23 protein-coding genes, 1 tRNA gene and 1 pseudogene are annotated in these 24,335 nt (G+C 64.9%); 13 read left to right on the forward strand and 12 right to left on the reverse strand.

The genetic code is table 11. From position 1 onward, the window contains the following. A complete protein-coding gene (locus KDC96_RS07415; RefSeq protein WP_212451949.1) occupies positions 1-1,011 on the reverse strand; it encodes a polyprenyl synthetase family protein in 1,011 nt (336 codons plus the stop codon). Between the two features lie 68 nt (positions 1,012-1,079). On the opposite strand from KDC96_RS07415, the pseudogene KDC96_RS07420 reads away from it, so the two are divergent. Further along, positions 1,080-1,399: pseudogene (locus KDC96_RS07420) on the forward strand (chorismate mutase). Between the two features lie 128 nt (positions 1,400-1,527). Here the strand turns inward: KDC96_RS07420 and KDC96_RS07425 are convergent. The 7 genes from KDC96_RS07425 to KDC96_RS07455 form a co-directional block, all read right to left on the reverse strand. Beyond that, positions 1,528-2,145, reverse strand: coding sequence for a hypothetical protein (locus KDC96_RS07425; RefSeq protein WP_212451950.1), 618 nt, complete (start codon positions 2,143-2,145; stop codon positions 1,528-1,530). A 59-nt stretch (positions 2,146-2,204) separates the two neighbouring features. Continuing rightward, complete coding sequence (locus KDC96_RS07430; protein ID WP_212451952.1) at positions 2,205-3,083, reverse strand: hypothetical protein; 879 nt, start codon at positions 3,081-3,083, stop codon at positions 2,205-2,207. Next, positions 3,080-3,673, reverse strand: a complete 594-nt coding sequence (locus tag KDC96_RS07435) for a sigma-70 family RNA polymerase sigma factor (protein WP_212451954.1) — start codon at positions 3,671-3,673, stop codon at positions 3,080-3,082. The genes KDC96_RS07430 and KDC96_RS07435 overlap by 4 nt, the downstream gene beginning before the upstream one ends. Positions 3,674-3,779: 106 nt before the next feature. Next, a complete protein-coding gene (locus tag KDC96_RS07440) occupies positions 3,780-5,105 on the reverse strand; it encodes a HAMP domain-containing sensor histidine kinase (protein WP_212452484.1) in 1,326 nt (441 codons plus the stop codon). Between the two features lie 124 nt (positions 5,106-5,229). Continuing rightward, positions 5,230-5,907, reverse strand: a complete 678-nt coding sequence (locus KDC96_RS07445; RefSeq protein ID WP_212451956.1) for a response regulator transcription factor — start codon at positions 5,905-5,907, stop codon at positions 5,230-5,232. Between the two features lie 125 nt (positions 5,908-6,032). Continuing rightward, positions 6,033-6,362: a PepSY domain-containing protein gene (locus KDC96_RS07450; RefSeq protein WP_212451958.1), complete on the reverse strand. Its 330-nt coding sequence runs from the start codon at positions 6,360-6,362 to the stop codon at positions 6,033-6,035. 90 nt (positions 6,363-6,452) lie between these two features. Then, a complete protein-coding gene (locus KDC96_RS07455; RefSeq protein ID WP_212451960.1) occupies positions 6,453-7,184 on the reverse strand; it encodes an SIMPL domain-containing protein in 732 nt (243 codons plus the stop codon). A gap of 96 nt (positions 7,185-7,280) precedes the next feature. Between KDC96_RS07455 and KDC96_RS07460 the strand changes: the two genes are divergently transcribed. Both KDC96_RS07460 and KDC96_RS07465 read left to right on the forward strand, forming a co-directional pair. Further along, positions 7,281-9,083, forward strand: a complete 1,803-nt coding sequence (locus KDC96_RS07460; RefSeq protein ID WP_212451962.1) for an ABC-F family ATP-binding cassette domain-containing protein — start codon at positions 7,281-7,283, stop codon at positions 9,081-9,083. 97 nt (positions 9,084-9,180) lie between these two features. Then, on the forward strand, positions 9,181-9,543 hold the full coding sequence (locus KDC96_RS07465) for a nuclear transport factor 2 family protein (RefSeq protein WP_212451964.1): 363 nt from the start codon (positions 9,181-9,183) through the stop codon (positions 9,541-9,543). A gap of 79 nt (positions 9,544-9,622) precedes the next feature. Here KDC96_RS07465 and KDC96_RS07470 read toward each other — a convergent pair whose 3' ends face one another. Then, a complete protein-coding gene (locus tag KDC96_RS07470; RefSeq protein ID WP_212451966.1) occupies positions 9,623-10,096 on the reverse strand; it encodes a DUF6456 domain-containing protein in 474 nt (157 codons plus the stop codon). 109 nt (positions 10,097-10,205) lie between these two features. On the opposite strand from KDC96_RS07470, the gene KDC96_RS07475 reads away from it, so the two are divergent. Both KDC96_RS07475 and KDC96_RS07480 read left to right on the forward strand, forming a co-directional pair. Continuing rightward, positions 10,206-10,793 (forward strand): helix-turn-helix domain-containing protein, encoded by a 588-nt coding sequence (locus KDC96_RS07475; RefSeq protein ID WP_212451968.1) that lies wholly within the window; start codon positions 10,206-10,208, stop codon positions 10,791-10,793. A 69-nt stretch (positions 10,794-10,862) separates the two neighbouring features. Next, positions 10,863-12,047 carry a glycosyltransferase gene (locus tag KDC96_RS07480; protein ID WP_212451970.1) on the forward strand — a complete coding sequence of 395 codons (1,185 nt, stop codon included), beginning with the start codon at positions 10,863-10,865 and terminating at the stop codon, positions 12,045-12,047. 24 nt (positions 12,048-12,071) lie between these two features. Here KDC96_RS07480 and secF read toward each other — a convergent pair whose 3' ends face one another. The 3 genes from secF to yajC are packed head-to-tail and all read right to left on the reverse strand — an operon-like array spanning position 12,072 to position 15,045. Continuing rightward, the gene (gene secF / locus KDC96_RS07485) at positions 12,072-13,052 is read right to left on the reverse strand and encodes a protein translocase subunit SecF (RefSeq protein WP_212451972.1); all 981 of its coding nucleotides are present in this window, start codon (positions 13,050-13,052) and stop codon (positions 12,072-12,074) included. A gap of 11 nt (positions 13,053-13,063) precedes the next feature. Continuing rightward, the gene (secD, locus tag KDC96_RS07490; protein ID WP_212451974.1) at positions 13,064-14,662 is read right to left on the reverse strand and encodes a protein translocase subunit SecD; all 1,599 of its coding nucleotides are present in this window, start codon (positions 14,660-14,662) and stop codon (positions 13,064-13,066) included. Positions 14,663-14,718: 56 nt separating this feature from the next. Further along, positions 14,719-15,045, reverse strand: a complete 327-nt coding sequence (gene yajC / locus KDC96_RS07495; protein ID WP_212451976.1) for a preprotein translocase subunit YajC — start codon at positions 15,043-15,045, stop codon at positions 14,719-14,721. A 225-nt stretch (positions 15,046-15,270) separates the two neighbouring features. Between yajC and KDC96_RS07500 the strand changes: the two genes are divergently transcribed. From KDC96_RS07500 to KDC96_RS07535, 8 genes are all read left to right on the forward strand, one after another. Then, positions 15,271-15,347: transfer RNA gene (locus KDC96_RS07500), tRNA-Pro, on the forward strand. A 79-nt stretch (positions 15,348-15,426) separates the two neighbouring features. Beyond that, the gene (locus KDC96_RS07505) at positions 15,427-17,550 is read left to right on the forward strand and encodes a TonB-dependent siderophore receptor (RefSeq protein ID WP_212451978.1); all 2,124 of its coding nucleotides are present in this window, start codon (positions 15,427-15,429) and stop codon (positions 17,548-17,550) included. 55 nt (positions 17,551-17,605) lie between these two features. Then, entirely contained in the window at positions 17,606-18,481 is an 876-nt protein-coding gene (locus KDC96_RS07510; protein ID WP_249171968.1) for a CoA ester lyase, read from the forward strand. 69 nt (positions 18,482-18,550) lie between these two features. After that, complete coding sequence (locus tag KDC96_RS07515) at positions 18,551-18,964, forward strand: holin family protein (protein ID WP_212451980.1); 414 nt, start codon at positions 18,551-18,553, stop codon at positions 18,962-18,964. 26 nt (positions 18,965-18,990) lie between these two features. Beyond that, positions 18,991-19,431 carry a type II 3-dehydroquinate dehydratase gene (locus tag KDC96_RS07520; RefSeq protein ID WP_212451983.1) on the forward strand — a complete coding sequence of 147 codons (441 nt, stop codon included), beginning with the start codon at positions 18,991-18,993 and terminating at the stop codon, positions 19,429-19,431. A 139-nt stretch (positions 19,432-19,570) separates the two neighbouring features. After that, positions 19,571-20,026: an acetyl-CoA carboxylase biotin carboxyl carrier protein gene (accB, locus tag KDC96_RS07525; protein ID WP_212451985.1), complete on the forward strand. Its 456-nt coding sequence runs from the start codon at positions 19,571-19,573 to the stop codon at positions 20,024-20,026. Positions 20,027-20,035: 9 nt separating this feature from the next. Then, complete coding sequence (accC, locus tag KDC96_RS07530) at positions 20,036-21,385, forward strand: acetyl-CoA carboxylase biotin carboxylase subunit (protein WP_212451987.1); 1,350 nt, start codon at positions 20,036-20,038, stop codon at positions 21,383-21,385. 492 nt (positions 21,386-21,877) lie between these two features. Further along, a complete protein-coding gene (locus KDC96_RS07535) occupies positions 21,878-24,274 on the forward strand; it encodes a TonB-dependent receptor (protein WP_212451989.1) in 2,397 nt (798 codons plus the stop codon). The last annotated feature ends 61 nt before the right edge of the window (positions 24,275-24,335 follow it).

Below are 24,335 nucleotides of genomic sequence, written 5' to 3' on the forward strand. Positions count from 1 at the left end.
TCAATACCCGCGCGCCACCGCGAATTGTGCGGCTTCGGCCATGGCCTGACGCGCCTTGCCGTCGGGGAAGATCGAAATCGCATCGATCGCACGCTGCGCGAAATGACGGGCGCGGTCGCGCGTGTCCTCGAGCGCGTTGTGCCGCTCGATCAGGCGGATCGCCTCGGCGAGGTCCGCATCCGACGTGCGGTGGCCGCCGATCGCATCCTTCCAGAATTTGCGTTCGCCATCGTCGCCGCGGGCATAGGCCAGGATCACCGGCAGGGTCATCTTGCCCTCGCGGAAGTCGTCGCCCTGATCCTTGCCCATCTGGGCCGCGTCCGAATCGTAATCGATCGCGTCGTCGACAAGCTGGAAGGCGACGCCGAGATTGCGCCCGTAATCCTCGAGCGCGCGCTCCTTTTCCTCGTCGCATTCGGCGACGACGGCGCTGATCTGGCTTGCTGCGGCAAACAGCGCGGCGGTCTTTGCGCCGATGATGTGAAGGTAGCGTTCCTCGCTGGTCTCGATCTGGCGCTGCGCGGTCAGCTGGTTGACTTCGCCTTCGGCGATTACGGCGCTGGCATGGCTCAGGATCTTGAGCACCCGCAGCGATCCGTCTTCGGTCATCAGTTCGAAGGCGCGGCTGAACAGGAAATCGCCGACCAGAACGGTCGCGGGATTGCCGAAGATGATATTGGCGGCGGCCTTGCCCCGGCGCAACTCGCTGCCGTCGACCACATCGTCGTGCAGCAGCGTGGCGGTGTGGATGAATTCGACCGCCGCCGCGAGCTTGTGATGCCGCGTGCCCTGATATCCGACCAGCTCGGCCCCGGCGAGCGTCAACATCGGGCGCAACCGCTTGCCACCGCCCGAAATAAGATGCCCGGCCAGCCGCGGAATCAGCGGGATTTCGCTCTGCATGCGTTCGAGAATGACCGAATTGACCGAATTCATGCCGCTGGCAGTCAGCGACAGCATCGGATCGAGTGTCGGCTGCTTGCGCGGAAGAGGTACGACGTCGGCACTCATGATGTTCCGGCCTTAGGTGGAGCGTCGCTCGCTTGGCAAGCGCTCAATTGGTGCTAGTTACGCGGTATATGCCGCAAGAGACGCAACCGCCCGGCGCCCCCGCCGTTCCCGCCGACCCCGTTCTGGCGACCTATCGCAAGAGCATCGACAACATCGATGCAGCGATCATCCATATGCTTGCCGAACGGTTCCGCATCACGCAGGCGGTGGGGGAATACAAGGCCAAGGTCACCCTGCCCCCGCGGATCCCGCGCGCGAAGCGCGTCAGATCGAGCGGCTGCGCAAGCTTTCCGAAGAGGCCGATCTCGATCCGGAATTCAGCGAGAAATTCCTGCGCTTCATCATCGAAGAGGTGATCCGCCACCACGAAAAGGCGCGGGAAGGTTAGGACAAAGGACGGGCACGCGATCGCCATCGACCGCGTGCCCGAAAGTATCCGCAGTAGTCCGACAACGGGCTGCGGATGGGTCCGGCAGGAGGTGTGGGGCCAGTTCCCTGCCGGTTATCGTGCATTGCTCAACGCGGCGCGCGGCGGTTCACCCGGCGCGGTTTCTTGGCACCTTGCGGGCGAGAGGTAGTGACGGTCCGGCTGACCTGACCATCGCTGCGGGTGGTCACGCGATCGCGGGCAAACACCGTGTCTCCGCCCGACTTGCTCACCCGCTGGCTGGCGCTCGAATTGCCCATGCCATCGCGGCTTCGGTTGCCGGTGACGTCGTAGCTGTTGCCCCGCCGACCCGTGGCCGTTCCGGTGAAGGTCGAGCCGTTGTCCGTGCGGACCCGTTCGCCATCGAAAGTGCGCGACCTGCCTTGCGGACCGGTCTGGGTGCGACTGACGGTCGAACCGGTATCGGTGCGCTGACGGTTGAGATTGCTCGAAGCGGTGTTGCCATTGTTTGTGTTGGTAACCGTGCGATCGCGATTGAAGGTGCCCGCTTCGCGATCGCGCGTCGTGGTCTGGGTCGCGGTTGCGTTGGGGCCTTCGAAGGTGCGGGTGCGGGTCTGCTCCTGCGCCAACACGGCGGGAGAAAGAGTGATCGCTGCAATTGCAGCCAGTGCCAGGGTCGATTTCATTGCGGTTTCCTCGTCCTTGCTGATGGGTTTGGCGGGGTCGAAGCCTTCCCGGTCCACCATTCCGGTGCGGTTTCACAACACAGACGCGGCAGTCTCCCAAACCCTTCGCGGGCGGACGATTATTCCGGAGGCAGGCCTCCGGGCTCGGCCTGCGTAACATCGCCCGGAGCGCGGTCGTCGGCCGGTTTAATGCCTTCATCGGCGGGCGGTTCGCGTCGCATTTCGCTGCGTTCGCGCAATCGCCGGATACGTTCGCGCCGCTCTTCGGGCGGCAGGTCTCGCAGGCGCTCGCGCCGTTCGGGGATGAAGTCCTCGCGGGTCAATTCCTCGCCGTTTTCGATCCGTTCGCGCAATTCCTCCCGCCGGGTTTCCAGCCGATCGTCAATGCGACCCTCGCGGCGCTCGCGAAAACGGTCGATCCGGTCGCGCAGAACCTGTTCCTGTTCGGGAGACGGCACCGGCAGGCCTTGTTCCTGTCGCCGCTCGATTGCGCGGTCGATCCGGCGATCGACCCGCTCCCGTCTTTCATCGGTGCGCCGGTTGCGCCGCTCGTCGATGCGCCGGAAAGCCTCCTCGAGCTCTTCGGGCGTGTCGATCGGACCATCGATCTGGACCTCCAGGCGTTCCCCGGCAGCCGGAGAAGCGGCTTCGCTTGCGGTGGGCGAAGTGGCGGGTTCAGGTGCATCGTCGCGCCCGGTGATCGCGTCCCATACCTTCTCGGCGGAAGGGATCGCGATCGACAGGTCGCCAAGCAGGCCGGTCGCCGCCGCCGTCGTCGCCAGCGCACCTGCTACGAGCGCGCCGACCGCCAGCCGCCGCGCGCTGCGCCACCGGCGTGGACCTCCGCCCCCGGGCCGGGTATCGGGAAGCGGCGCTGGGCGATCCGCCGTCCGCGCGATCACGCGATCGGCGAAACCCTCCGGCAGATCCGGCACCGTGTCGGCAGACAGCAGGCGACCAAGCGGGCTGTTGGACGCTATCGCTTTCTCGTCGCTCATGCCCTGCCTCCTTCCGCTTCCAGCTCGGCGAATGCCTTGCGCAGCGCTCCGCGAGCGCGATGCAACAGCGATTCAAACGCCTTGAGATTCATGTCGAGCGCTTCGGCCGCCTCGGCATTGGGAAGTTCTTCGTAGTACGTCAGCACGATCGCAGCACGCTGACGTTCGGGAAGCGCGGCGATCAATGCGCGGGCTGCCCGCCCTTCCTCGCTGGCCTCGATCCGCGCATCCGCGAGCGGGGCCTCGTCCGCGCGCTCGGGCACCTCGGCTCCCGATACGCGCCTGGCGATCCGCAACCGGTCGATCGCAAGGTTGACCGTGACGCGTTTCAGCCACGGCGCGAGCCTGACATCGCCGGCGCTGCGCGCGTCGAGGCGCGGTGCATGGTCCCAAAGTCTCAACATCGCTTCCTGCGCAATATCCTCGGCCTCGTGCGGTTCGCCCATCATGCGATAGGCGATCCGGTGCAGCAGCGGGCCGTGCCGCTCGATGGCAATACGAAAGGCGCTTTCGTCGCGTGCGGCGATCCGCGCGACGAGCTGCGCCTCATCGGATGGGCGGTCGGAGTGTGGCTCGCCGCTCTCGATCATGGTCTCTCGCGCAATGGGCCCCGCTTGCGTGTGTCGTGCGATCATTCGCTTTCGACCTTAACGCAGCTCGCTCACCAAACCCTTCGCGAACGAAGGAATTTTCCGGTCATGCCCGCGGAAGGCTCAGCACCACCAGCAATCCGCCAAGGTCCTCGCTCTCGCCGAGCGTCACGCCGCCGCCGTAGATTTCCGCCACGTCGCGCACGATGGCGAGGCCCAGCCCGGTGCCCGGCTTGCCGGTGTCGAGCCGCGCACCGCGATCGAAGATGCGCTCGCGATCCGCTTCGGGAATACCGGTCCCGTCGTCCTCGACCCAGATTTGGCAAGCCTCGGAATCCTCGTCGGCGTCGACCGTCACGAATACGCTGCCACCGCCATATTTGGCCGCGTTCTCGATCAGGTTGCCCAGTATCTCGTCGAGATCCTGCCGCTCGATCGCGACCATCGACTCCTTGCCTCCGGCAATGTCGAGCCGACCTTCCGGATAAAGCCGCTCGACCGCGCGGCGCACGGCCTCGGCGCTTTGCCGGACATTGGTGCGCGCATGGCCGACCGCCCGCCGCCCGACGGCGCGGGCGCGGGCGAGGTGGTGGTCGACATGGCGCTGCATCGTCCGCGTCTCGCGGAACACCGCCTCGTTGAGGTTGGGATCGCGTGCGGTCGCAGCGTTGGTCAGAACCGTCAGCGGGGTCTTGAGCGCGTGCGCGAGATTGCCCGCATGCATCCGCGCTTCCTCGGCTTGCTTTTCGGAGTGTTCGAGCAGCGCGTTCAGCTCCTCGACCAGCGGCTGAACCTCGGTCGGCAGCGGCTCGGTAATGCGATTCTCGCCGGTGGTGCGCAGCTTCTGGATCGCCGCCCGCACCCGACGCAGCGGCGAAAGGCCATAGCGGATCTGCAGCATCGCCATCACCAGCAGGCCCAGACCGAGCACAAGAAAGCTCCACACCAGGATCGAGCGGACCTGCTGCAATTGCTGGTCAATGTCTTCCGTCGCGGAGGCCACCGCGAAGGTCCAGCGGGTTTCGCTGCCCGGCAGTATGACTGTGCGCTCGACGATCCGCAGCGGCTCGTTCTCGAACTGGTCGGAATTGTAGAAATGCGCTTCGCTGTCGAAGTGTTCGTTATCGCCTTCGACGCCCTGGAGCGTGAGCGTCCGATCCCACAGGCTGCGAGAAGGCCATGGTTCGAACTCGGTGCCGTTGATCTGATAATAAAGCCCGCTGTTGGGCTCAAGAAAGCGCTGATCGCCGAGCGCACGGTTGAAGCTGACTTCGCCCCCCGGCATGATTTCTGCCGAAGCGATCATCGCGGTCAGGATGTATTCGAGCTGCTCGTCGAAATTGCGCTCGACCTGACTGGACAGCGTGCGGTCGAGCGCGATGCCGCCGCCGAGCAGCAACACGATGATCCAGCCCGCCGCAATAAGCCCCATTCGCCGCGCGAGGCTGCGACGGGGATGGTCGACCTGGGGATGCGGTCTTGCCGCTCCATCGGCGGCGGGCAGGTCTGCCGCTCCGCCGCCCGGCGCGGGCGATCGGCCCGCCGGATCGGGCGAATCAGGCGCGGGGAGCGTCTGCGGGGTCGTCGAGGCTGTAACCGAGGCCACGGATCGTCGTTATCACTTCTGCGCCGAGTTTCTTGCGGATGCGGGTGACGAACACTTCGATCGTGTTCGAATCCCGGTCGAAATCCTGATCGTAGATATGCTCGATCAGCTCGGTACGGCTCACCACCTTGCCCTTGTGGTGCATCAGGTAGCTGAGCAGCTTGTATTCCTGCGCGGTCAGCTTCACCGGTTCTCCGGCCAGCGTGACCCGGCCGGAACGCGTATCCAGCCGTACGTCGCCAGCGGTAAGCTCCGATGATGTGTTGCCCGACGCGCGGCGGATGAGCGCGCGCAGGCGAGCGATCAGCTCTTCGGTCTGGAACGGCTTGGCCAGGTAATCGTCGGCGCCCGCGTCGAGCCCGGCAACCTTGTCCGACCAGCTGTCGCGCGCGGTCAGCACCAGCACCGGAAAGCCGCGCCCTTCCTTGCGCCACATCCCCAACACCGTGAGCCCGTCGATTTCGGGCAGGCCGAGATCGAGGATCACGGCGTCGTAATCCTCGGTGCTGCCGAGAAAGTGCCCGTCCTCGCCATCGGTCGACAGGTCGACCGCATAGCCATTTTGCTCGAGCGTCGATTTGAGCTGCTGGCCGAGCGTGGGTTCGTCTTCGACGATCAGAATGCGCATTTTCCACCAATCTGCTGCGAATAAGCCGCCGAACCCGTGCGCTTTTGGGCGCGACGCGTCAAGCAAGCGGCTGTGCGAAGGTCCATGAATTCCCCGGGGTCCTGGCGATCGAAGGAAGCGACGACCTAGCGGGAACGGTTGATGATGCGACCCGTCCGGGCGTCGACATCGACATAGGTCACGCGGCCGTCCCTGATGAACTTCAGGCGATAGGCCCGCGCCGTCGAATCGTAGGCCGGGCCGAGATATTCGCTGCCGCGCATCTGCGGCAGGATCCGGCGTTCGATCTCGCGCAGCGACAGCTGGTTGCCCGCACGCATTTCCTTGCGCGCCTCGCCCTGGTCGCTGCGGTTTTGATCCTGGCTGGCCGCAGCCGAAGCCACGGGCGTCATCGCCAGGGCTCCCAGCGCAATCGCGGTACCGATGCCGGCAAGATACGAACGGATGCGTGTCATGATGGCTCCATGCCTAGAGGCGAGGCGTTGAACAAGCAGTGAATAGTGACGTTGCCGTGCGTTCAGGGCGGCGGCGGGCCAATCGGCTCGTCACGAAGGGTCGCGGGAGAGGAGTTCGTACGTGATCGTGATCGCCACCCCGGTGCTGATCATCCCCGGCTGAACCGGTGGCGGCGCGGCCTCCGCTTCGGCGACCATGGCATCGCGAAGCGCCACCTGCTGCATCGGCGCGCCACCGCGAATGGTCTCGTCGATCGCGAGCACCCGCACGGCGGCGTAACCCAGCATCGCAGCGTAGCTTTCGGCCTGCGCTCTGGCCTTTTCGACCGCCCGCTGGCGCGCCTGCGCCTTGGCTGCCTCGTCGTTCTCGATCGAGAAGCTCGGACCGCCAAGATCGGTCGCGCCCGCCGCAACCAGCGCGTCGAGCACCGCTCCGGTCGCCTCGATCTCGCGCAGCTTCACGTTCACCCGGTTCGAAACCTGGTAGCCGCGAAACTCGTTGCGCTGGGCGGCGCGGTTGTAATCGTAGCGGGCGTTGAGATTGATGCCGCTGGTCTGGATATCCTTCTCGTCTATCCCCAGCGCCTTGATCCGGTCGATCACCCGGCGCATCTCGATCGCGTTGAGGCGCATCGCTTCGACAGCGGTAGCGGCGTCGGAGGTAACTCCTGCGCTGATTGTCGCGATGTCGGGTTCGGCGGTAATGCTCTCGTAGACGGATAGCTCCACCACCGGGCCTTCAGATTCGATCTCGACCGTCGCCGAATGGGCGGGAACGGCAATCGCGCTCGCAGCGAGAGCGGTGGCGAGGTGTCGAAACATGCGTGTTCTCCTTCAGGTCCGCGATGCAGCGACCGGACTTACGCCGTGCTGAACCGGCTTGTGGGGCCGCGCACAAGACCCTAGGGCGCGCGCACCATGGCACAACCCCCCATCCGCTCGCTCGAAGGTATCGGCCTGCAGCAAGGCGGGCGGTGGCTGTTCGGCGGACCAGACGTGGCACCGATGGACCTGCATGTCCTGCCCGGCGACCGGCTGGCGCTGATCGGGCGCAATGGCGTGGGCAAGACCACGCTGTTCAAGCTGATCGACGACCGGATCGAGATGGATCGCGGCACGCGGCGGGTGAAGCCGAACATGCGGATCGTGTTTCTCGAACAGGAGCCCGATTTCAGTGCCTACGATACGCTGATGGACTTCGCGCTGCACGGCGATCACGCGCCTGCCCCACACGAGGTGGAGAGCATCGCCGGGCAGCTCGGCATCGACATGAACACCGATGCGAACTCCGCCAGCGGCGGCGAGCGACGGCGTGCAGCCATAGCCCGCGCGCTCGCGCAGGACCCCGATCTGTTGCTGCTCGACGAACCGACCAACCATCTCGACCTGTCCGCGATCGACTGGCTGGAGGACTGGCTGACCCGTTACAAGGGCGCCTTCATCACGATCAGCCACGACCGGACCTTCCTCAAGCGTCTGACCCGCGCGACGCTTTGGCTCGATCGCGGCACCCTGCGCCGCAAGGAGGTCGGGTTCGGCGGCTACGAGGCGTGGGAAGAGCAGGTCTATGCCGAGGAAGCCCGCGCGGCGGAGAAGCTCGACGCCAAGCTCAAGATCGAAGCGCACTGGCTCGAACGTGGCGTGACCGCGCGGCGCAAGCGCAACCAGGGTCGGCTTGAGAAGCTCCACCAGATGCGTGCGGCTCGGGCGGCGATGATCTCCGACAGCGGCGCCGCGAAGCTGAAACTCGCCAATGACGAGGAGTTCAAGTCCAAGTCGGTGATCGTGGCGGAGGGCATCTCCAAGACCTATGACGGGCGCGCGGTGATCAAACCGTTCAGCCTGCGCATCCAGAACGGCGACCGCATCGGCATCGTCGGCGCGAACGGCGCGGGCAAGACGACTTTGCTCAAGATGCTGACCAGGGAGATCGAGCCGGACACCGGCACCGTCCAGCACGCGCGCACGCTATCGGGAGTGATGATCGATCAGCAGCGCAAGCTGCTCGAACCGGATCTTACCGTGCGCGACATCCTTGCCGAAGGCGGCGACTGGATCGACGTGCGCGGCAACCGCAAGCATGTGCAGGCGTATCTCAAGGACTTCCTGTTCGATCCCAAGCTGGTCGATACCAAGGTCGGCATCCTGTCCGGCGGCGAGCGCTCGCGCCTGCTGCTCGCGCGCGAGTTTGCGCGCACGGCCAACTTGCTGGTGCTCGATGAACCGACCAACGATCTCGACCTCGAAACACTCGACCTGTTGCAGGAAGTGATCGCCGATTTCGACGGCACGGTCCTGATCGTCAGCCACGACCGCGACTTTCTCGACAAGACAGTGACCATCACGCTCGGACTCGATGGCACGGGCCGGGTCGACATCGTCGCAGGCGGCTACGAGGACTGGGAGGCGAAGCGCCGGCGACCCGTCGAGCCCAAGGCCAAAGCGAGCACGCCAACTTCCTTGCCCAGCCCGGCCCCGCCCGCGCCCAAGTCCGATAAGCTCTCCTATAAGGACCAGCGCGATTACGAGCTGCTCCCGGCGCGGATCGAGGAACTGGAAGCAGCCATCGCCAAGGGCGAGGCGATCCTGGCCGATCCCGACCTCTTCGCCAAGGACCCGAAGCGCTTCGCGACCATCTCCAAAGGCCTCGAGAACGCCCGCGCCGAGAAGGACGCAGCCGAGGAACGCTGGCTCGACCTGGCCGAACAGGTCGAAGGCTGAACCCGACTGACGCATCGGCACGCATCGCCACGCGATCTGTCGCGATGCTGCCACATTGCGGGCGCACTCTCCAATGTAGCTCAATGGGAGAACGCCGATGTCGATCGATCAACTCGCGAGGGATTTCACCAAGGCCGTCGCCGAAGACAATGCCGAGGTTTACCAGTCGTACTGGGCCGACGATATCGTCAGCCTCGAACCGATGCCCGACAGTCCGATGGCACGGGTCGAGGGACGCGAAGCATTGCTGCAGAAGCACGCCTGGTGGAACGAGAACGCCGAAGTGCACGACACGACGACCGAAGGCCCGTTCGTGTTCGGAGACCAGTTTGCGGTGAATTACTCGATGGACGTGACGATGGACGGCGAGCGTTCACAGATGTCCGAAGTCGGGCTCTACACGGTAAAGGACGGGAAGATCGCGGAAGAGCGGTTCTTCTACGGCCAGGCCGGAAGCTGACATCAGCCGCGCCTCGGTTCGTCGCTGACCACACGCGCCTGGAGCACATGGAACACGGTCCTGAACCGATAAACCGCGCCTAGCGGATGCGGTAGAAATCGGCGACGCGTTCCAGCGCGAGCCTGAGCACCAGCTTGCCGCTGCGCGCGGGCCAGCCCAGCCGCTTTTCCGCCTCGGGCAGGCTTTCGCCGGCGCAAACTGTCCTCCACAGGATGTCCTCCAGCCCTTTGCCCGCTTCGGCCAGCGCGCCGTCGAACCGGGCCTTTGCCGCGATCTGCCGTTCCGTCGCAGACAGCCCCTGCTCGCCCGTCGTCTTTACCCGCACCGGATCCCAGCGCATCGTCACGTTGGGCGAAAGCTGCGCGCGCTCGTAATCGCCGCGCAGGGCCTCGCCCGCATGAAACAGCCGGTCGTCGAGATGGCCGCGCGCGTGCAGCCAGGCGATCGGGGATTCGGCGACATTCACGGTCACCGTGCGCCGCTTCCCCCTGGCCCCCGATCCGCGCCGCGGCCCTTCGCTGGTCAGTTCCTGTTCCATCAGCCTGCGCCGCATCACCACACTCCTTCACCTATTTGGTGATACGGGTCTTGCATTCTCGCCGACAATGTAGGAAAGTCGAAAATGCCAGATAGGTTAGCCGGACCGGGCCAGAGGGACACAAATGATCAATCGCATCCGCGACTTCCGCAAGGCCAAGGGTCTGACGCTGGCCGAACTTGCCGAAGCCTGCGATCCACCCACCACTGCGCAGACGATCGGGCGGCTCGAAACCGGCATGCGTAACCTTTCGACCAAGTGGATCGACCGGATCGGCATCGCACTCGGAGTCGATCCCGAGACTCTCGTGCGTTCGGAAACCGGTGCGCAGCCGCAGGTCGTGGCTGAATTGCTCGCGTCGGGGGCCGAGGCGCTGACCGCTCCACGCGAGGCGGTGCTGCCGACCGAGCTGGCTGCGCAGGATGACGATACGCCGCTGATGGTTCTCGAGGTGCAGGAGAGCGTCGGCGAATTCCGTCCCGGCGACATGCTGTGGATGCGGCAATTGCCGCCCGAGCGCGCGGGCGAGGCGATCAATCGCGATTGTCTGCTGCCCCGCCCCGGCGGGCGGTTCGCGTTCGGCCGGTTGATCGACCGGCGTGGCACGCTGGTCGGATTGCTGCCGCCCGGTTCAGGACAGAAACAGCAGGTGGTCGACAACCCGCCCTGGATCGCAGTTGCCACCATGCTCGTGCGCCCGCTCCAGCCGTAACCTTGGCCGGTCAGATGCCTTTAACCAACGCCGCATACCGTTGAAATATCGCAGGAGAAACCCGACCGAGTGAAACATGTCCTGGCCCTGAGTACGCTTTATCCCAACCCGGCCAATCCGCGGTTCGGGACCTTCGTGGCGCGCTCGCTGGAAGGATTGGCGAAGCGCGGCGAATGGCGGGTCACCGTGGTCAACCCGATCGGCCTGCCGCCGGTCGTGCTGGGCCGCTATCGCGCGCTGGCAGAGCTGCCGATGCTGGCCGAAGAGCGCGGCGTTGCGGTCCATCGCCCGCGCTTCACCCTGATCCCCAAGGTCGGGGCGCGACGCAATGCCAGCGCGATCGCCAAGGCCGTGCTGCCCGCGATCGAAGCGATCCATGCCGAACACCCGATCGACCTGATCGATGCCGAGTTCTTCTTTCCCGATGGGCCCGCTGCAGCGATGCTTGCGCGGCACCTGCGCCTGCCGCTTTCGATCAAGGCGCGCGGTTCGGACATTGCGCTGTGGGGCGAACACGAGTTCGCGCGCGAACAGATGCTCGACGCCGCCCGGCAAGCCGCCGGGCTGCTCGCCGTCAGCGAGGCGCTCAAGCGGCAGATGGTGGCGCTCGGCATGCCGGACGACAAGATCGCGGTCCACTACACCGGGCTCGACCGCGACCGCTTCCGCCCGCTCGATCACATGCAGCTGCGCGCGCAGCTGGGCCGCCAGCTCGGGTTCGAAATGCCCGAAAACGCGCCGCTGCTAGCCTGCGTCGGCGCGTTGATCGAACGCAAGGGACAGGACCGCGCGATCGCTGCCCTGCCGCACATTCCGGGTGCCCGGCTGGTGCTGGTCGGCAAGGGCGAGGATGAAGACCGGCTGCGCAGCCTCGCGCGCAGCACCGGCATGGAAGGGCGGGTGCATTTCGCCGGATCGGTCGATCACGATTTCATGCCGCTCATCCTTTCGGCGGCGGACGTGATGGTACTCCCCACGGTCAGCGAAGGGCTGGCGAATGCATGGGTCGAAAGCCTCGCCTGCGGGACACCGGTGGTAACCACCGATGTCGGGGGCGCGCGCGAACTCATCACCGGCGAAACTGCCGGTCGCTTGCTGGAGCAGCGCAGCCCCGAAGCGGTTGCGGAAGCGGTGAACGCGGTGCTGAATAATCCGCCCAAACCGCTCGAGGTCGCCGCGCTGGTCGAAAGCTTCAGCTGGAGCAATCACGCCGCGGAACTGGCCGCGCGCTTCGAACAGGCCCTGTCGCGCTGAACCCGGCCGGTGCCGCGTGTGGGTCTAAGCCTCGCCGCGCGCGATCTTTTCCTGCCGGTCGGCGGCGGTTTCCTGCGGCACGAAGCTGTTCGAGGTCACCCCCATCCAGATCAGCAACGGTGCCGCCATGTAGACGCTCGAATAGGTGCCGACGAACAGCCCGAGCGTGATCGCGGCGACCATGCCGAACAGGCTCGCCGGGCCGAACAGCAGCAGCGGCAGCAGCGCGACCAGCAGCGTCAGTGACGTCATCACGGTGCGCGCCAGCGTCTCGTTGACCGACAGATCGAGCAGTTCGGGCAGCGGCATCTTGCGGAATTTCTTGAGGTTTTCACGGATGCGATCGTAGACGACGATCGTGTCGTTCAACGAATAGCCGATGATCGCCAGGATCGCGGCGATGATCTGCAGCGAGAATTCGAGCTGGAACAGCGCAAACATGCCCAACGTCAGCGACACGTCGTGGAACAGCGCAAACAGCGCGCCCGCGCCGAACTGCCATTCGAACCGGACCCAGATGTAGAGCGCAACCGCGAGCATCGCGGCGACCAGCGCGAGCAAGGCGTCCTGCCGGAATTCGCCCGAAACCTTGCCCGAAACGCTGTCGACCCCGTCGATCCGGATATCGGGGTGGCCGACTTCGAGCGCGGAGACGATCGCGGTGGTCATCTGGTTCGCGAATTCGGGGTTGCCTTCGGCCTCGGGCGGCAGCTTGACCCGGATCGAGACCTCGTTGGGCGCGCCGAAGCGCTGGACCACCGGATCGCCGACACTCTCGACCCCCGCAACGGTCGAACGCAGTTCCGCCAGCGGGGCCTCTGCGGTTTCGGTAAAGGTCACGCGGATTTCCTGGCCGCCGGCGAAGTCGACCCCGTAGTTGAGGCCGTTGATCGCCACCATCGCCCAGCTGGCCGCGATCAGGATGATGCTGCCGATGAAGAACGGAAACCTGAGTTTCAGGAACCGGATGTTCGTATCGTCGGGAACGAGCTTGAGCAGCTTCATGGCGTCGGTCTCTACAGGTTGATGTCGCTGGGACGCTTGGCGCGCAGCCAGTCGGCGACCCACATGCGGGTAAGCGTAACGGCGGTGAATACGCTGGTGAACAGGCCGATCACCAGCACCACCGCAAAGCCGCGGATCGGACCGGAGCCGAACAGGAACAGCAGCACCCCGGCGATGAAGTTGGTGACGTTGGCGTCGTAGATCGCGCGGCTCGCTTCCTTGTAGCCGGTTTCGACCGCCGCGACCACGCGTCGCCCGCGCTTGCGCTCCTCACGGATGCGCTCGTTGATGAGCACGTTGGCGTCGACCGCCGCGCCGATGGTCAGCACGAACCCGGCGATGCCAGGCAGCGTCAGCGTGGTATTGAGCCCCGCCATGATCCCGAGCAGCATCATCACGTTGAAGCCCAGCGCGATGGTCGCATAGATGCCGAAACGGCCGTAGGTCGCCACCATCAGCGCGATCACCGCGAGGCTGCCGATCAGCATCGCCAGCATCCCGCGCCGGATCGAATCGGCACCGAGATCCGGGCCGACGGTGCGTTCTTCGACCACCGCCAGCGGCACCGGCAACGCGCCCGACCGCAGCGAAATCGCCAGCTGGTTCGCGCTGTCAGGGGTGAAGCTGCCCGAAATCTGCGCCGCCCCGCCCAGGATCGGTCCTTCGAATACCGGTGCGGAAAGGATCGCTCCGTCGAGGATGATCGCGAACGGTTTGTCGACGTTCTCGGTGCTGAGCTTGGCAAACTTGGCCCCGCCCTGCGAATCGAACTGGATGTTGACGACGTTCTCGTTGGATTCCGGGTTCACCCCGGCCTGCGCTCCGGTGAGGCTGTCGCCGCGAATTCCGCCCAGTCGACGGACCGCCTCGAACGATCCTTCGCGCGCCGATCCGGCCGCATAGGGATAGATTTCGCTGCCCGGAGGCGCGATCCCCGCCTGCACATTCTCGGGCAGCGCGTTGAGATCGACCAGCTTGAACTCGAGCTCGGCGGTCTGGCCGAGCAGCGATTTGAGCGCTTCGGGATCCTCGAGCCCCGGCACCTGCACCACGATCCGCGCATCGCCCTGGCGGATGATTGTCGGTTCGCGGGTGCCGAGCTCGTCGATCCGGCGGCGGACCACTTCGGTGGCGCTGTCCATTGCGTCGTTGAGCGCCTGGTCGATCCCGTCCTGGGTCGGAATCAGCACCATGCGCTGCCCGTCGACCACCGACAGGTCCCATTCGCGGGTCAGGTTCTGACCCTGGATCAGCGGCTCGATCAGCCCGCGCGCACGATCGACATCGGTGGCGTCGTTGAGCAAGAACGACAGCCGGTTGTTCGAGGTCGAGACATCGCCGATGCGGATACGCGGCTCGGCATTGCGCATCGCCTGCCGCGCCGCCTCTTCCATGTTCTGCAGCCGCTGTTCGCGCACATCCTGCGGGTTGGCCTCGAGCAGCAGGTGCGACCCGCCCGCAAGGTCGAGACCGAGATTAACCGTCGGCGACGGCAGCTGCGCGGGCCAAGCGACATTCGTGGCGCTGAATATCGACGGCAGTGCCGCCGCGACGGCGACGAGGGTGATCCCCCACAACCAGATTCTTTTCCAAAAGGGAAATTCGAGCATGAAGCCGTTCTCAGTCCGCGTGCAGGGTGGTCGTGACAGGGTCGCCGGTCTGGCGATCAGTCGTTGGCGGGGCTGCCGCCCGGCGGAATGACATCGCCGATCGTGTGCTTGATCGCCTTGACGCGGACGCCCTGGGCGAGATCGATTTCGACATACGTGTCGTCAACCTTGGCAATCTTGCCGACCAGACCACCGGCGGTCACGACCTGATCGCCTTTCTTGAGGCCCGAAACCTTTGCCTGGTGTTCCTTTTGCCGCTTCATTTGCGGACGGATGATGAGGAACCAGAATATCAGCACCATGCCGATGATCGGCAGCCAGGTGAGCCAGGCCGGAGGTGCTGCGGCGGCACCGGCCCCGGCGGCGGCGAGAAAGTCAACCATGTGTCGTTCAGCCCGTCAGAATTCGCGTCAGTGGTCTTGCAACGGGCCGGAAGCGCCACTGCGTCTGCTGCGGCGCTGCCCTCCCGTCTGCGTTCAAGTGGGCGCGGTTAGCAGCAATGCAAGTGCCCCGCAATCGCGGCTGTTTCGCGTTGCGCACAGGATTGCCCGCCCAATCCGGCTTGCCACGCCCGGGACCTCGCCCTATAGCGCGCGCCTCCACTGGATCGGGACGTAGCGCAGCCTGGTAGCGCATCACACTGGGGGTGTGGGGGTCGCTGGTTCGAATCCAGTCGTCCCGACCAGTGGAACGTTCGTCGACTTTCGGTATATTTCTTGCCCGCGCAAGGAACTAACGCGCCTTCTGTCTGTTAGGATGCGTTAATGCCTGGTCGAGCCCAATTTCTCGGATGCGCGGCGATGTTCGCTGTCGCGGTGCCCGCCGCCGCACAGGACGACACGCCACCCGATCCCCGCGTGCAGCAGATTCCGCCCGCATCGTCGGCTGAGTCTGCTGGCAGCGCGATCGATTCGGCATCTGCCGCCCGCCGCACCTTTACCCCCGCCGATTTCGCCCGCTTTGCCCCCCGCAATGCGCTCGACATGGCGCAGCTGATTCCGGGCTTTTCGATCCGCTCCGACGATGGCGATCGCGGGCTGGGCCAGGCCAACACCAATGTCATCGTCAACGGGCAACGCATCTCGGGCAAATCGAACGGCCCCGTCGCCGCGCTCCAGCGCATCCCGGTGGAAGAAGTCGTGCGGCTCGAAATCGTCGACGGGGCAAGCCTCGATATCGGCGGATTGACGGGGCAGGTCCTCAATGTCGTCACCCAATCGACCGGCGCGATTACCGGACAATTCCGCTATTCGGCAGAATGGCGGTCGTCGGGCGTCCCGTTCCGGTGGAGCGACGGGCAGGTCTCTCTCGCGGGCGGCGACAACAGGACCGAATGGACCCTGAGCTTCGAAAACGATGCCGGTCGACGCGGCGACGCCGGGATCGAACGCGTCTTCGATGCGGCAGACAACCTGATCGACACCCGGATCGAGCGCTCCAATTTCGATACCGATCGGCCCAGCCTGTCGGGCTCGTTCGCGCGCACCGCCGACAACGGCAACGTGCTCAATCTGACCGGGCAGGTGCAGGCCTACATCTTCCGCGAACGCGAAGTCTCCGAACGCAGCGGCCCGATCGCTCCGATTGATCGGCTGCGGACCTTCCGCTCACGCGAGGACGAATACAATTTCGAACTCGGCGCGGATTACAGCTTCGCTGTGGGCGACGGGACGCTCAAGCTGATCGGCTACCACCGCTACGAAGACAGCCCGACTCAGGCCGCAGTCCTCACCGAATTTGCCGACGACAGAGCGCCGGAAGGGTCGGTGTTCGTGCGTGACGCCGACGAGGGCGAAAGCATCGTGCGCGGCGAATACAGCGTCGCGGGTCTCGGCGGAGACTGGCAATTCGCGCTCGAAGGCGTGAAGAACTTTCTCGATATCGATTCGGCACTGGAACAGCGCGACGCATCGGGCATGCTGCAGCCGGTCGCATTCGAAGGGGCCAGCGCACGGGTCGAGGAAGATCGCGCCGAAGGCAGTGTGACCTACGGGCGCGCGCTCTCGACCGCGTTTCTCATCCAGCTTTCACTCGGCGCGGAGTATTCGCAGATCAGCCAGTCGGGTGTCGCGGGCCAGACCCGAACGTTCTGGCGTCCCAAGGGCTTCGCGTCGTTCGACTGGAAAGCCAACCCCACCCTCAACCTTTCGGGCCGTGTCGAACGCGTGGTCGGGCAGCTCGATTTCTTCGATTTCATCGCGTCGACCAACCTCGATCAGGACCGGGTCAACGTCACCAACGCCGATCTCGTTCCGCCGCAAAGCTGGCTGTTCGAACTCGAGGCGACCCAGAGCCTCGGTGCTTACGGTTCGCTCAACCTGCGCGGATTCTTCGAGGATATCAGCGACATCGTCGATCAGATCCCCATCGCAGGCGGCGGGCAGGCACCGGGCAATATCGATTCGGCGACGATCTACGGGCTCGACGGCGAGCTGACGCTGCTGTTCGATCCGCTCGGCCTCAAGGGTCTGCGGCTCGACACCGAACTTGCCTGGTCGCAAAGCGAAGTGCTCGATCCCCTGCTCGGCACCCCGCGCGAAATTTCGGGCAACGAACTGGTCGAATTCGAAATCGAATTGCGGCAGGATTTCCTCGGTACGCCGTGGGCCGTGGGCGCGTTCTTCCGCTACGACGAGCAGCAACCTTCAGTGCGGCTCGACGAGGTATTCCAGCGGCTCGAACCGCCGGGTTTCGCGCGGGTCTTCATTGAGCACAAGGACGTGTTCGGGATGACCGCGCGCTTCCGCCTCAGCAACCTGCTTGATCGCAGGAACCGGCTGGATCGCACGATCTTCGTCGACCGTGCGGCGGGGATCGTCGACTTTCGCGAAGACCGCGATCGCACCTTCGGCACGATCTTCTCGATCGATCTCGAAGGGTCGTTCTAGCAGCCTTGCACCGCCCCGCGCCCGCGCCTAACCGCTGGCGCCGGAGGAGCCGACAATGACACTACGGATGCGCAGCTGGCTGTTTGCCCCGGGCGACAGCGCCCGGAAGATGGACAAGGCGATCGCGAGCGAGGCGGACATCGCGCTGCTCGATCTGGAAGATTCGGTGGTGCCGGAAAACAAGGCTGCGGCGCGCGGGACGGTGGTCGAGGCGCTGGCCAGCGCGCCCGACCGGTCGCGCGTCTGGGTGCGGATCAATCCGCTGTCGGGCGCATGGACCGGGGCCGACCTCGACGCTGTGGTCCCTGCGCAACCGGGCGGCGTGTTCCTGCCCAAGGCCGAGGGCGGGCACGATGTGGAGCGCCTCGATGCGCTGCTGACCGAGCGCGAAAAGGCGGCGGGACTGCAGCCGGGAGCGATCAAGGTCGCGGCGCTGGTCACCGAAACGGCCACCGCGATGTTCACCACCGGCACCTATGACGGCGCGCCGCGGCTCGTCGCGATGAGCTGGGGCGCGGAAGATCTCTCAAGCGAACTCGGTGCCAGCGAACAGCGCGGGCCCGACGGCGAATACACCCATGTTTATGAAATGGCGCGCAGCCTCTGCCTGCTCGGCGCGGTCAAGGCCGGGGTCGCTCCGATCGAGACCGTGCAGCCCGAATTCCGCGATCTCGAGAAGCTGGAAGAGAGGGCCCGCCGCGTCCGCGCGCAGGGGTTTCGGGGGATGCTGGCGATCCACCCGGCGCAGATCGCGCCGATCAACGCCGCCTTTACGCCCGGCGCAGCGGAGATCGCGCATGCCCGCATGGTGGTGCAAGCCTTCGCCGACCATCCCGGCGCGGGCACGGTGGCGATGGACGGCAACATGCTCGACCGCCCGCACCTGGCATTGGCACAGCGGCTGTTGGCGGAAGCTGGTGAGGCCGAATAGGAGATAGAATTTTCCTACACTATCCTATTTGGTTACTTCCTACGCAATTCGACAGCAGGAGTGGCTTACATGGGCGTCATCGAAACCCTGATCGGACCGATCAGCGCAATCATCGACAAGATCATCCCCGACAAGGAGGCCCGCGCCCGCGCCAAGCTCGAACTGCTCAAGCTCGAAGGCTCGCAGGAAATGCAGCTGATCGAGGCGCGCCTGCAGGCGATCGTCGCCGAGGCCAATTCGCGCGACCCCTGGACCAGCCGTGCGCGCCCCAGCTTCCTCTACGTGATGTATGCGTTGATCCTGTTCTCGGTCCCGATGGGCATTATCGCCGCCTTCGATCCGATCACCGCCCGCGCCATCGGCGAAGGCATGACCGCCTATCTCGCCGCCCTGCCCGAGGCGCTGTATGCGCTGTTCGGCACCGGCTACCTCGGCTACACCGCCGCGCGGCAATGGGGGAAGGTGAAAGGCGTTGAAAGGTGAGCCATGCGCGGGCTAAGTCCGCGCCTATGACCAACACAGTCTACGTCCTCAACGGCCCCAACCTCAACCTGCTGGGCCTGCGCGAGCCGGAGATCTATGGCTCGACCACGCTCGATGAGATCGCCGGAATGCTCGAAGATCGCGCGCGCGATCTCGGTCTCGCCATCGACATGCGCCAGACCAACCATGAAGGCATGCTGGTCGACTGGCTGCACGAGGCGCAGGCTGAAGGCGCGCGGGCGGTGCTGCTCAACGCGGCGGCCTATACCCACACCTCGATCGCGCTGCTCGATGCGATCAATGCGATAACCACACCGGTTATCGAAGTGCACCTTTCGAACCCGAAAACGCGCGAGGAATTCCGCCACACCTCCTATGTCGGGCTGGCCGCCGCCAGAACCGTGGAAGGCCACGGCGCGGACAGCTATCGCATCGCGCTCGAAGCCGTGGCGGCAGGCGAAGTCTGAACCGCGCGCCAGCCGCTTTGCAGAAAATGCAAGCATTGCCACTTGCCAGCCGCAATCTGCGTGAATAACCACCTCGCAACCACACAACCAAGGGGCATGCATGGCGACCGATAAGCCAGGTGCCGGAAAATCTTCCGGCATGAATATCGACACCGATCTTGTTCGTGAGCTCGCCGAGTTGCTCAACGAGACCGGCCTCACCGAAATCGAAGTCGAGCACGACGATCGCAAGATCCGCGTCGCGCGCGGCGCGGTGGCCGCCATGGCTCCGGCCATGGCCGCGCCGCCTGTCGCTGCGGCGGCCGCTGCGCCGAGCGCCGCTGCGCCAGCACCCGCCGAGTCTGCTCCGGCAGAGGATACCGCCGACGCGATAAAATCGCCGATGGTCGGCACCGTCTACCTCGCGCCCGAACCGGGCGCAGCGAATTTCATCAAGATCGGCGACAGCGTCTCCGAAGGCGACACGCTGCTGATCGTCGAGGCGATGAAGGTCATGAACCCGATCACCGCCGAAAAGTCAGGGACGATCAAATCGGTGCTGGTCGAGAATGCCCAGCCGGTCGAATTCGACCAGCCGCTGGTCGTCGTCGCGTAAGTTCACGCCATGGCAATCACCCGCATCCTGATCGCCAATCGCGGCGAAATCGCGCTGCGCATCCATCGCGCCGCGCATGAAATGGGGATCGAAACGGTCGCAGTGCATTCGACCGCCGATTCCGATGCGATGCATGTGCGGCTGGCGGATCGCGCCGTCTGCATCGGCCCGCCGCCTGCAGCCGAAAGCTATCTGAACCAGGCCGCGATCATCTCCGCCGCCGAGGTGTCCGGCTGCGACGCGATCCATCCGGGCTACGGCTTCCTTTCGGAAAACGCCAAGTTCGCCGAGATCGTCGAGGCGCACGATATTGCCTGGATCGGGCCCAAGCCCGAGCATATCCGCACGATGGGCGACAAGGTCGAAGCCAAGCGCACCGCCGGGGCATTGGGCCTGCCGCTCGTCCCCGGCTCCGATGGCGCGGTCTCCGATCCCGAAGAAGGCAAGAAAATCGCCGCGGAAATCGGCTATCCTGTGATCATCAAGGCGGCCAGCGGCGGCGGCGGCCGCGGGATGAAAGTGTGCGAGAGCGAAGACAAGCTCGCCAGTTTGATGCAGGCTGCCGGCAACGAGGCGAAGGCCGCGTTCGGTGACGCCACCGTCTATATCGAGAAGTATCTCGGCAATCCGCGCCACATCGAATTCCAGGTGTTCGGCGATGGCGAAGGCAACGCGATCCACCTCGGCGAGCGCGATTGCTCACTCCAGCGCCGCCATCAGAAGGTGCTCGAGGAAGCGCCCTCCCCCGTCATCAGCCACGAAGACCGCATGCGTATGGGCGAGGTCTGTTCCAAGGCGATGCGCGACATGGGCTATCGCGGGGCGGGTACGATCGAGTTCCTGTGGGAGAACGGCGAGTTCTACTTCATCGAGATGAACACCCGGCTGCAGGTCGAGCATCCGGTGACCGAAGCGATCACGGGGGTCGATCTGGTCCGCGAACAGATCCGCATCGCGGCCGGAAAGCCGCTTTCTGTAACGCAGGACGAGATCGTGTTCTCGGGCCACGCGATCGAATGCCGGATCAACGCCGAAGACCCCTTCACTTTCGCGCCCTCGCCCGGCGAGGTGACGTATTATCACGCGGCGGGCGGCATGCACGTGCGGGTCGATTCGGGACTGTATGCGGGCTACCGGATCCCGCCCTATTACGACAGCATGATCGCCAAGCTGATCGTCTACGGGCGCACCCGTGAAGGCTGCATCATGCGCCTGCGCCGCGCGCTCGAGGAAATGGTGGTCGAAGGGGTCAAGACCAACATTCCGCTGCACCAGGAACTGCTGCGCCAGAACGACGTGCTGCATGGCGATTATTCGATCAAGTGGCTCGAGGAATGGCTCAAGGAGCGCGAATCATAGCCTGCGACGGAACGCACGGGCGTCGCCGATAAACACCGCCACCGGGTTTGTCCGGTCCGGCCTCGAAGACCTCGGCTGGCAGTTCATCACGCTGGTGCGAAAGATGGATCGGCGGGCGAGAAGAGCCGCTGGCTGACCGCGAGGAATGGTGTGCAGACCGCCGGGCTTTCTCGGTCGCAAGAACCCGATACCGACGCCAACCCGCGCGCCGCCCCGCTGGCCACGTCCTTTCTTGCGGCTGGCGCGGCGGGATGCCGCGGCGGGTCGGATGAGGAATTGTTACTATTCCCCTGTCCGTGCGAGCGGAAAGGCGATCGCCGTAGCCGCGTCCTTGCCCGAACCTGCTTTCGAACGACCGCGTGGCCACAACGAGTGTTACTTGGATAACACAGCTGCCGCGCAAATTCCTCCGCTCCGCCATCGCCGATATGTTCCGAACCCCGAAAAGGCGTAGAATCCCGCCATCATAGTCTCATGGTTGGGAGAGAATTCATGAGTAACGGGATCGTATCCAAGTCGACCGTCTTGCGCGCCGCTTTGCTGGTCGGCTGCGCGCCTGTGCTGTTCGCCACCCCCGCATGGGCACAAGACGGCGAGACCGACGACCAGGCGGAAGCTTCGGGCAACGTCATCATAGTCACCGCGACCAAGCGGGATTCGACCATTCAGGACGTGCCGTTTTCGATCAACGCGCAGACCCAGGAAGACATCCAGCGCTCCGGCGCCGGCACGCTCGAAGACCTGTCGCGCAATGTCGCCGGTCTCTCGATCCAGAACCTCGGCCCGGGCCAGAGCCAGGTTTCGGTCCGCGGGGTTTCCGCTGGGCAGGTCGTGCGCGATCAGCCGGGCGTGAAGGAACAGGTCGGCATCTATCTCGATGAATCGGTGATTTCGCTGTCGCTGTTCACCCCCGATCTCGACCTGTTCGATCTCAACCGCGTCGAAACGCTGCGCGGTCCGCAGGGAACGCTGTTCGGATCGGGTTCGGTCGGCGGCACCATCCGCTACATCACCAACCAGCCGGAAATCGGCGTGACCGAAGGGCAGGTCGAGGGCAATCTCAACCTCGTCGACGGCGACGATATCGGCTGGCACATGAAGGGCGCGATCAACGTGCCGCTGGGCGACAACGCGGCGATCCGCGCGGTCGGTTACTACACCCAGTATGCCGGGTTCATCAACGCGATCGGCCCGGCCGGCGGCGAGGACGTGAACGATGGCGAGCGCTACGGCGGCCGCATCGCGTTCAAGCTCGACACCGGCGAAGGGTTCAGCATCACGCCTCGCGTGATCTACCAGAAGGTCAAGGCCAACGGCTTCAACCGGCAGGAAATCTTCAACCTGTACGCCAACCCCTTCACCATCCCGACCACGGTCTTCGACGAACGCGAGCAATATCTGCTGCTGCGCGAAGCGTTCGAGGATGAAACCCTGATCGCCGACATGGTGGTCGAGGCCGAACTTGGCGGGGTGATCCTGACGTCGGTCAGCTCGTTCACCAGCCGCGACATCCTCGTCAGTCGCGATGCCAGCGCGCTAACCGGCTCGGTTTCTGTCGATCTCGGCTATCCCGACGCGGCGGTGAACCTGCCTTCGAACCTGCGCGACACCACCGATCTGGAATCGCTGACGCAGGAAGTCCGCCTGTCCTCGAATTACGACAGCCCGCTGCAGTGGGTCATCGGCGGGTTCTATTCGGACACCGACCGGTTCTATCGCCAGCGTCTGCCCACTCCGGGCTACGCGGCGGCGACCGATGCGACGCTCGGCGCAGGCACCTCGGCGGCGGTCGCGAACGGGTTCGCCAACCTCGATTCTCCGTTCAATTCGGACCTGCCTTACAATATCGAGCAGCTCGCGATTTTCGGTGAGGCGACCTGGTCGATCAACGATCGTTTCGACGTGACGCTGGGCGGGCGATACTACGATTTCGAGGAAGTGCGCACGATCACCACCGGCGGCCTGTTCGCCAACGGCGATTCCGGCCAGGTCGACCGCACCAGCTCGGACGGGGTGAGCCCGCGCGTGCTGCTGAGCTACGATGTGACCGACAGCGTCACGCTCAACGCGCAGGCTTCGAAAGGCTTCCGCCTCGGCGGGGTCAACGATCCGCTCAACGTGCCGCTGTGCAACGCGCAGGATCTCGCGCTGTTCGGCGGGTTCCAGGACTACAACGACGAAACCCTGTGGAACTACGAAATCGGGGCCAAGGCCTCGGGCAACGGCTTCTACGCAAACGTCGCCGGGTTCTACAATGATATCAAGGACCTGCAGGTTACTCTGGACGCCGGCAGCTGCTCGTCGCGGATCGTCTTCAACGTCGAGGAGGCGCATACGCTCGGTTTCGAGGTCGAAGTCGGGCTATCGCCGATGGCGGGTCTCGACCTGGTGTTCTCGGGCAGCTGGGTCGAAGCCGAATTCGACACCACCCTGCCCGGCGCGCTGACTGCGGCGACCGGCATTCGCGAAGGCAACCGGCTGCCGTCGGTGCCCGAATTCCAGTTCTCGGCAACCGGCAGCTACGAATGGCCGATTTCCGACACGGCGGATGCCTTCATCTCCGCCAGCTATTCGCATGTCGGCAGCCGCTTCACCCAGCCTGCAGACCAGGAGAACAACCCGCGCACGTTCGTTTCCAACCTGCCGTTCAACGGGGCGACGGGCAACGCCGGAACCACGGTCGACCTGCTGCTGCCGTCCTACGACATCGTCAACCTGTCGGCGGGGATCGATATGGAGAACGGCCTGTCGTTCCAGATCTACGCCAACAACATCTTCGACGAGAATGCGCTGCTCAGCTTCGATCGCGAACGCGGCGGCCGGGCACGGCTGGCCTACCAGACCAACCAGCCGCGCACCTTCGGCGTGACGGCGCGCAAGAGCTTCTGACGCCCGCAGACAGGGCGGCGCGGAAAGCCGACGAGAAAGGGCGGGCCTTCGCGGTCCGCCC

This window comes from Erythrobacter sp. JK5 (genome assembly GCF_018205975.1).
GTDB lineage: Bacteria > Pseudomonadota > Alphaproteobacteria > Sphingomonadales > Sphingomonadaceae > Erythrobacter.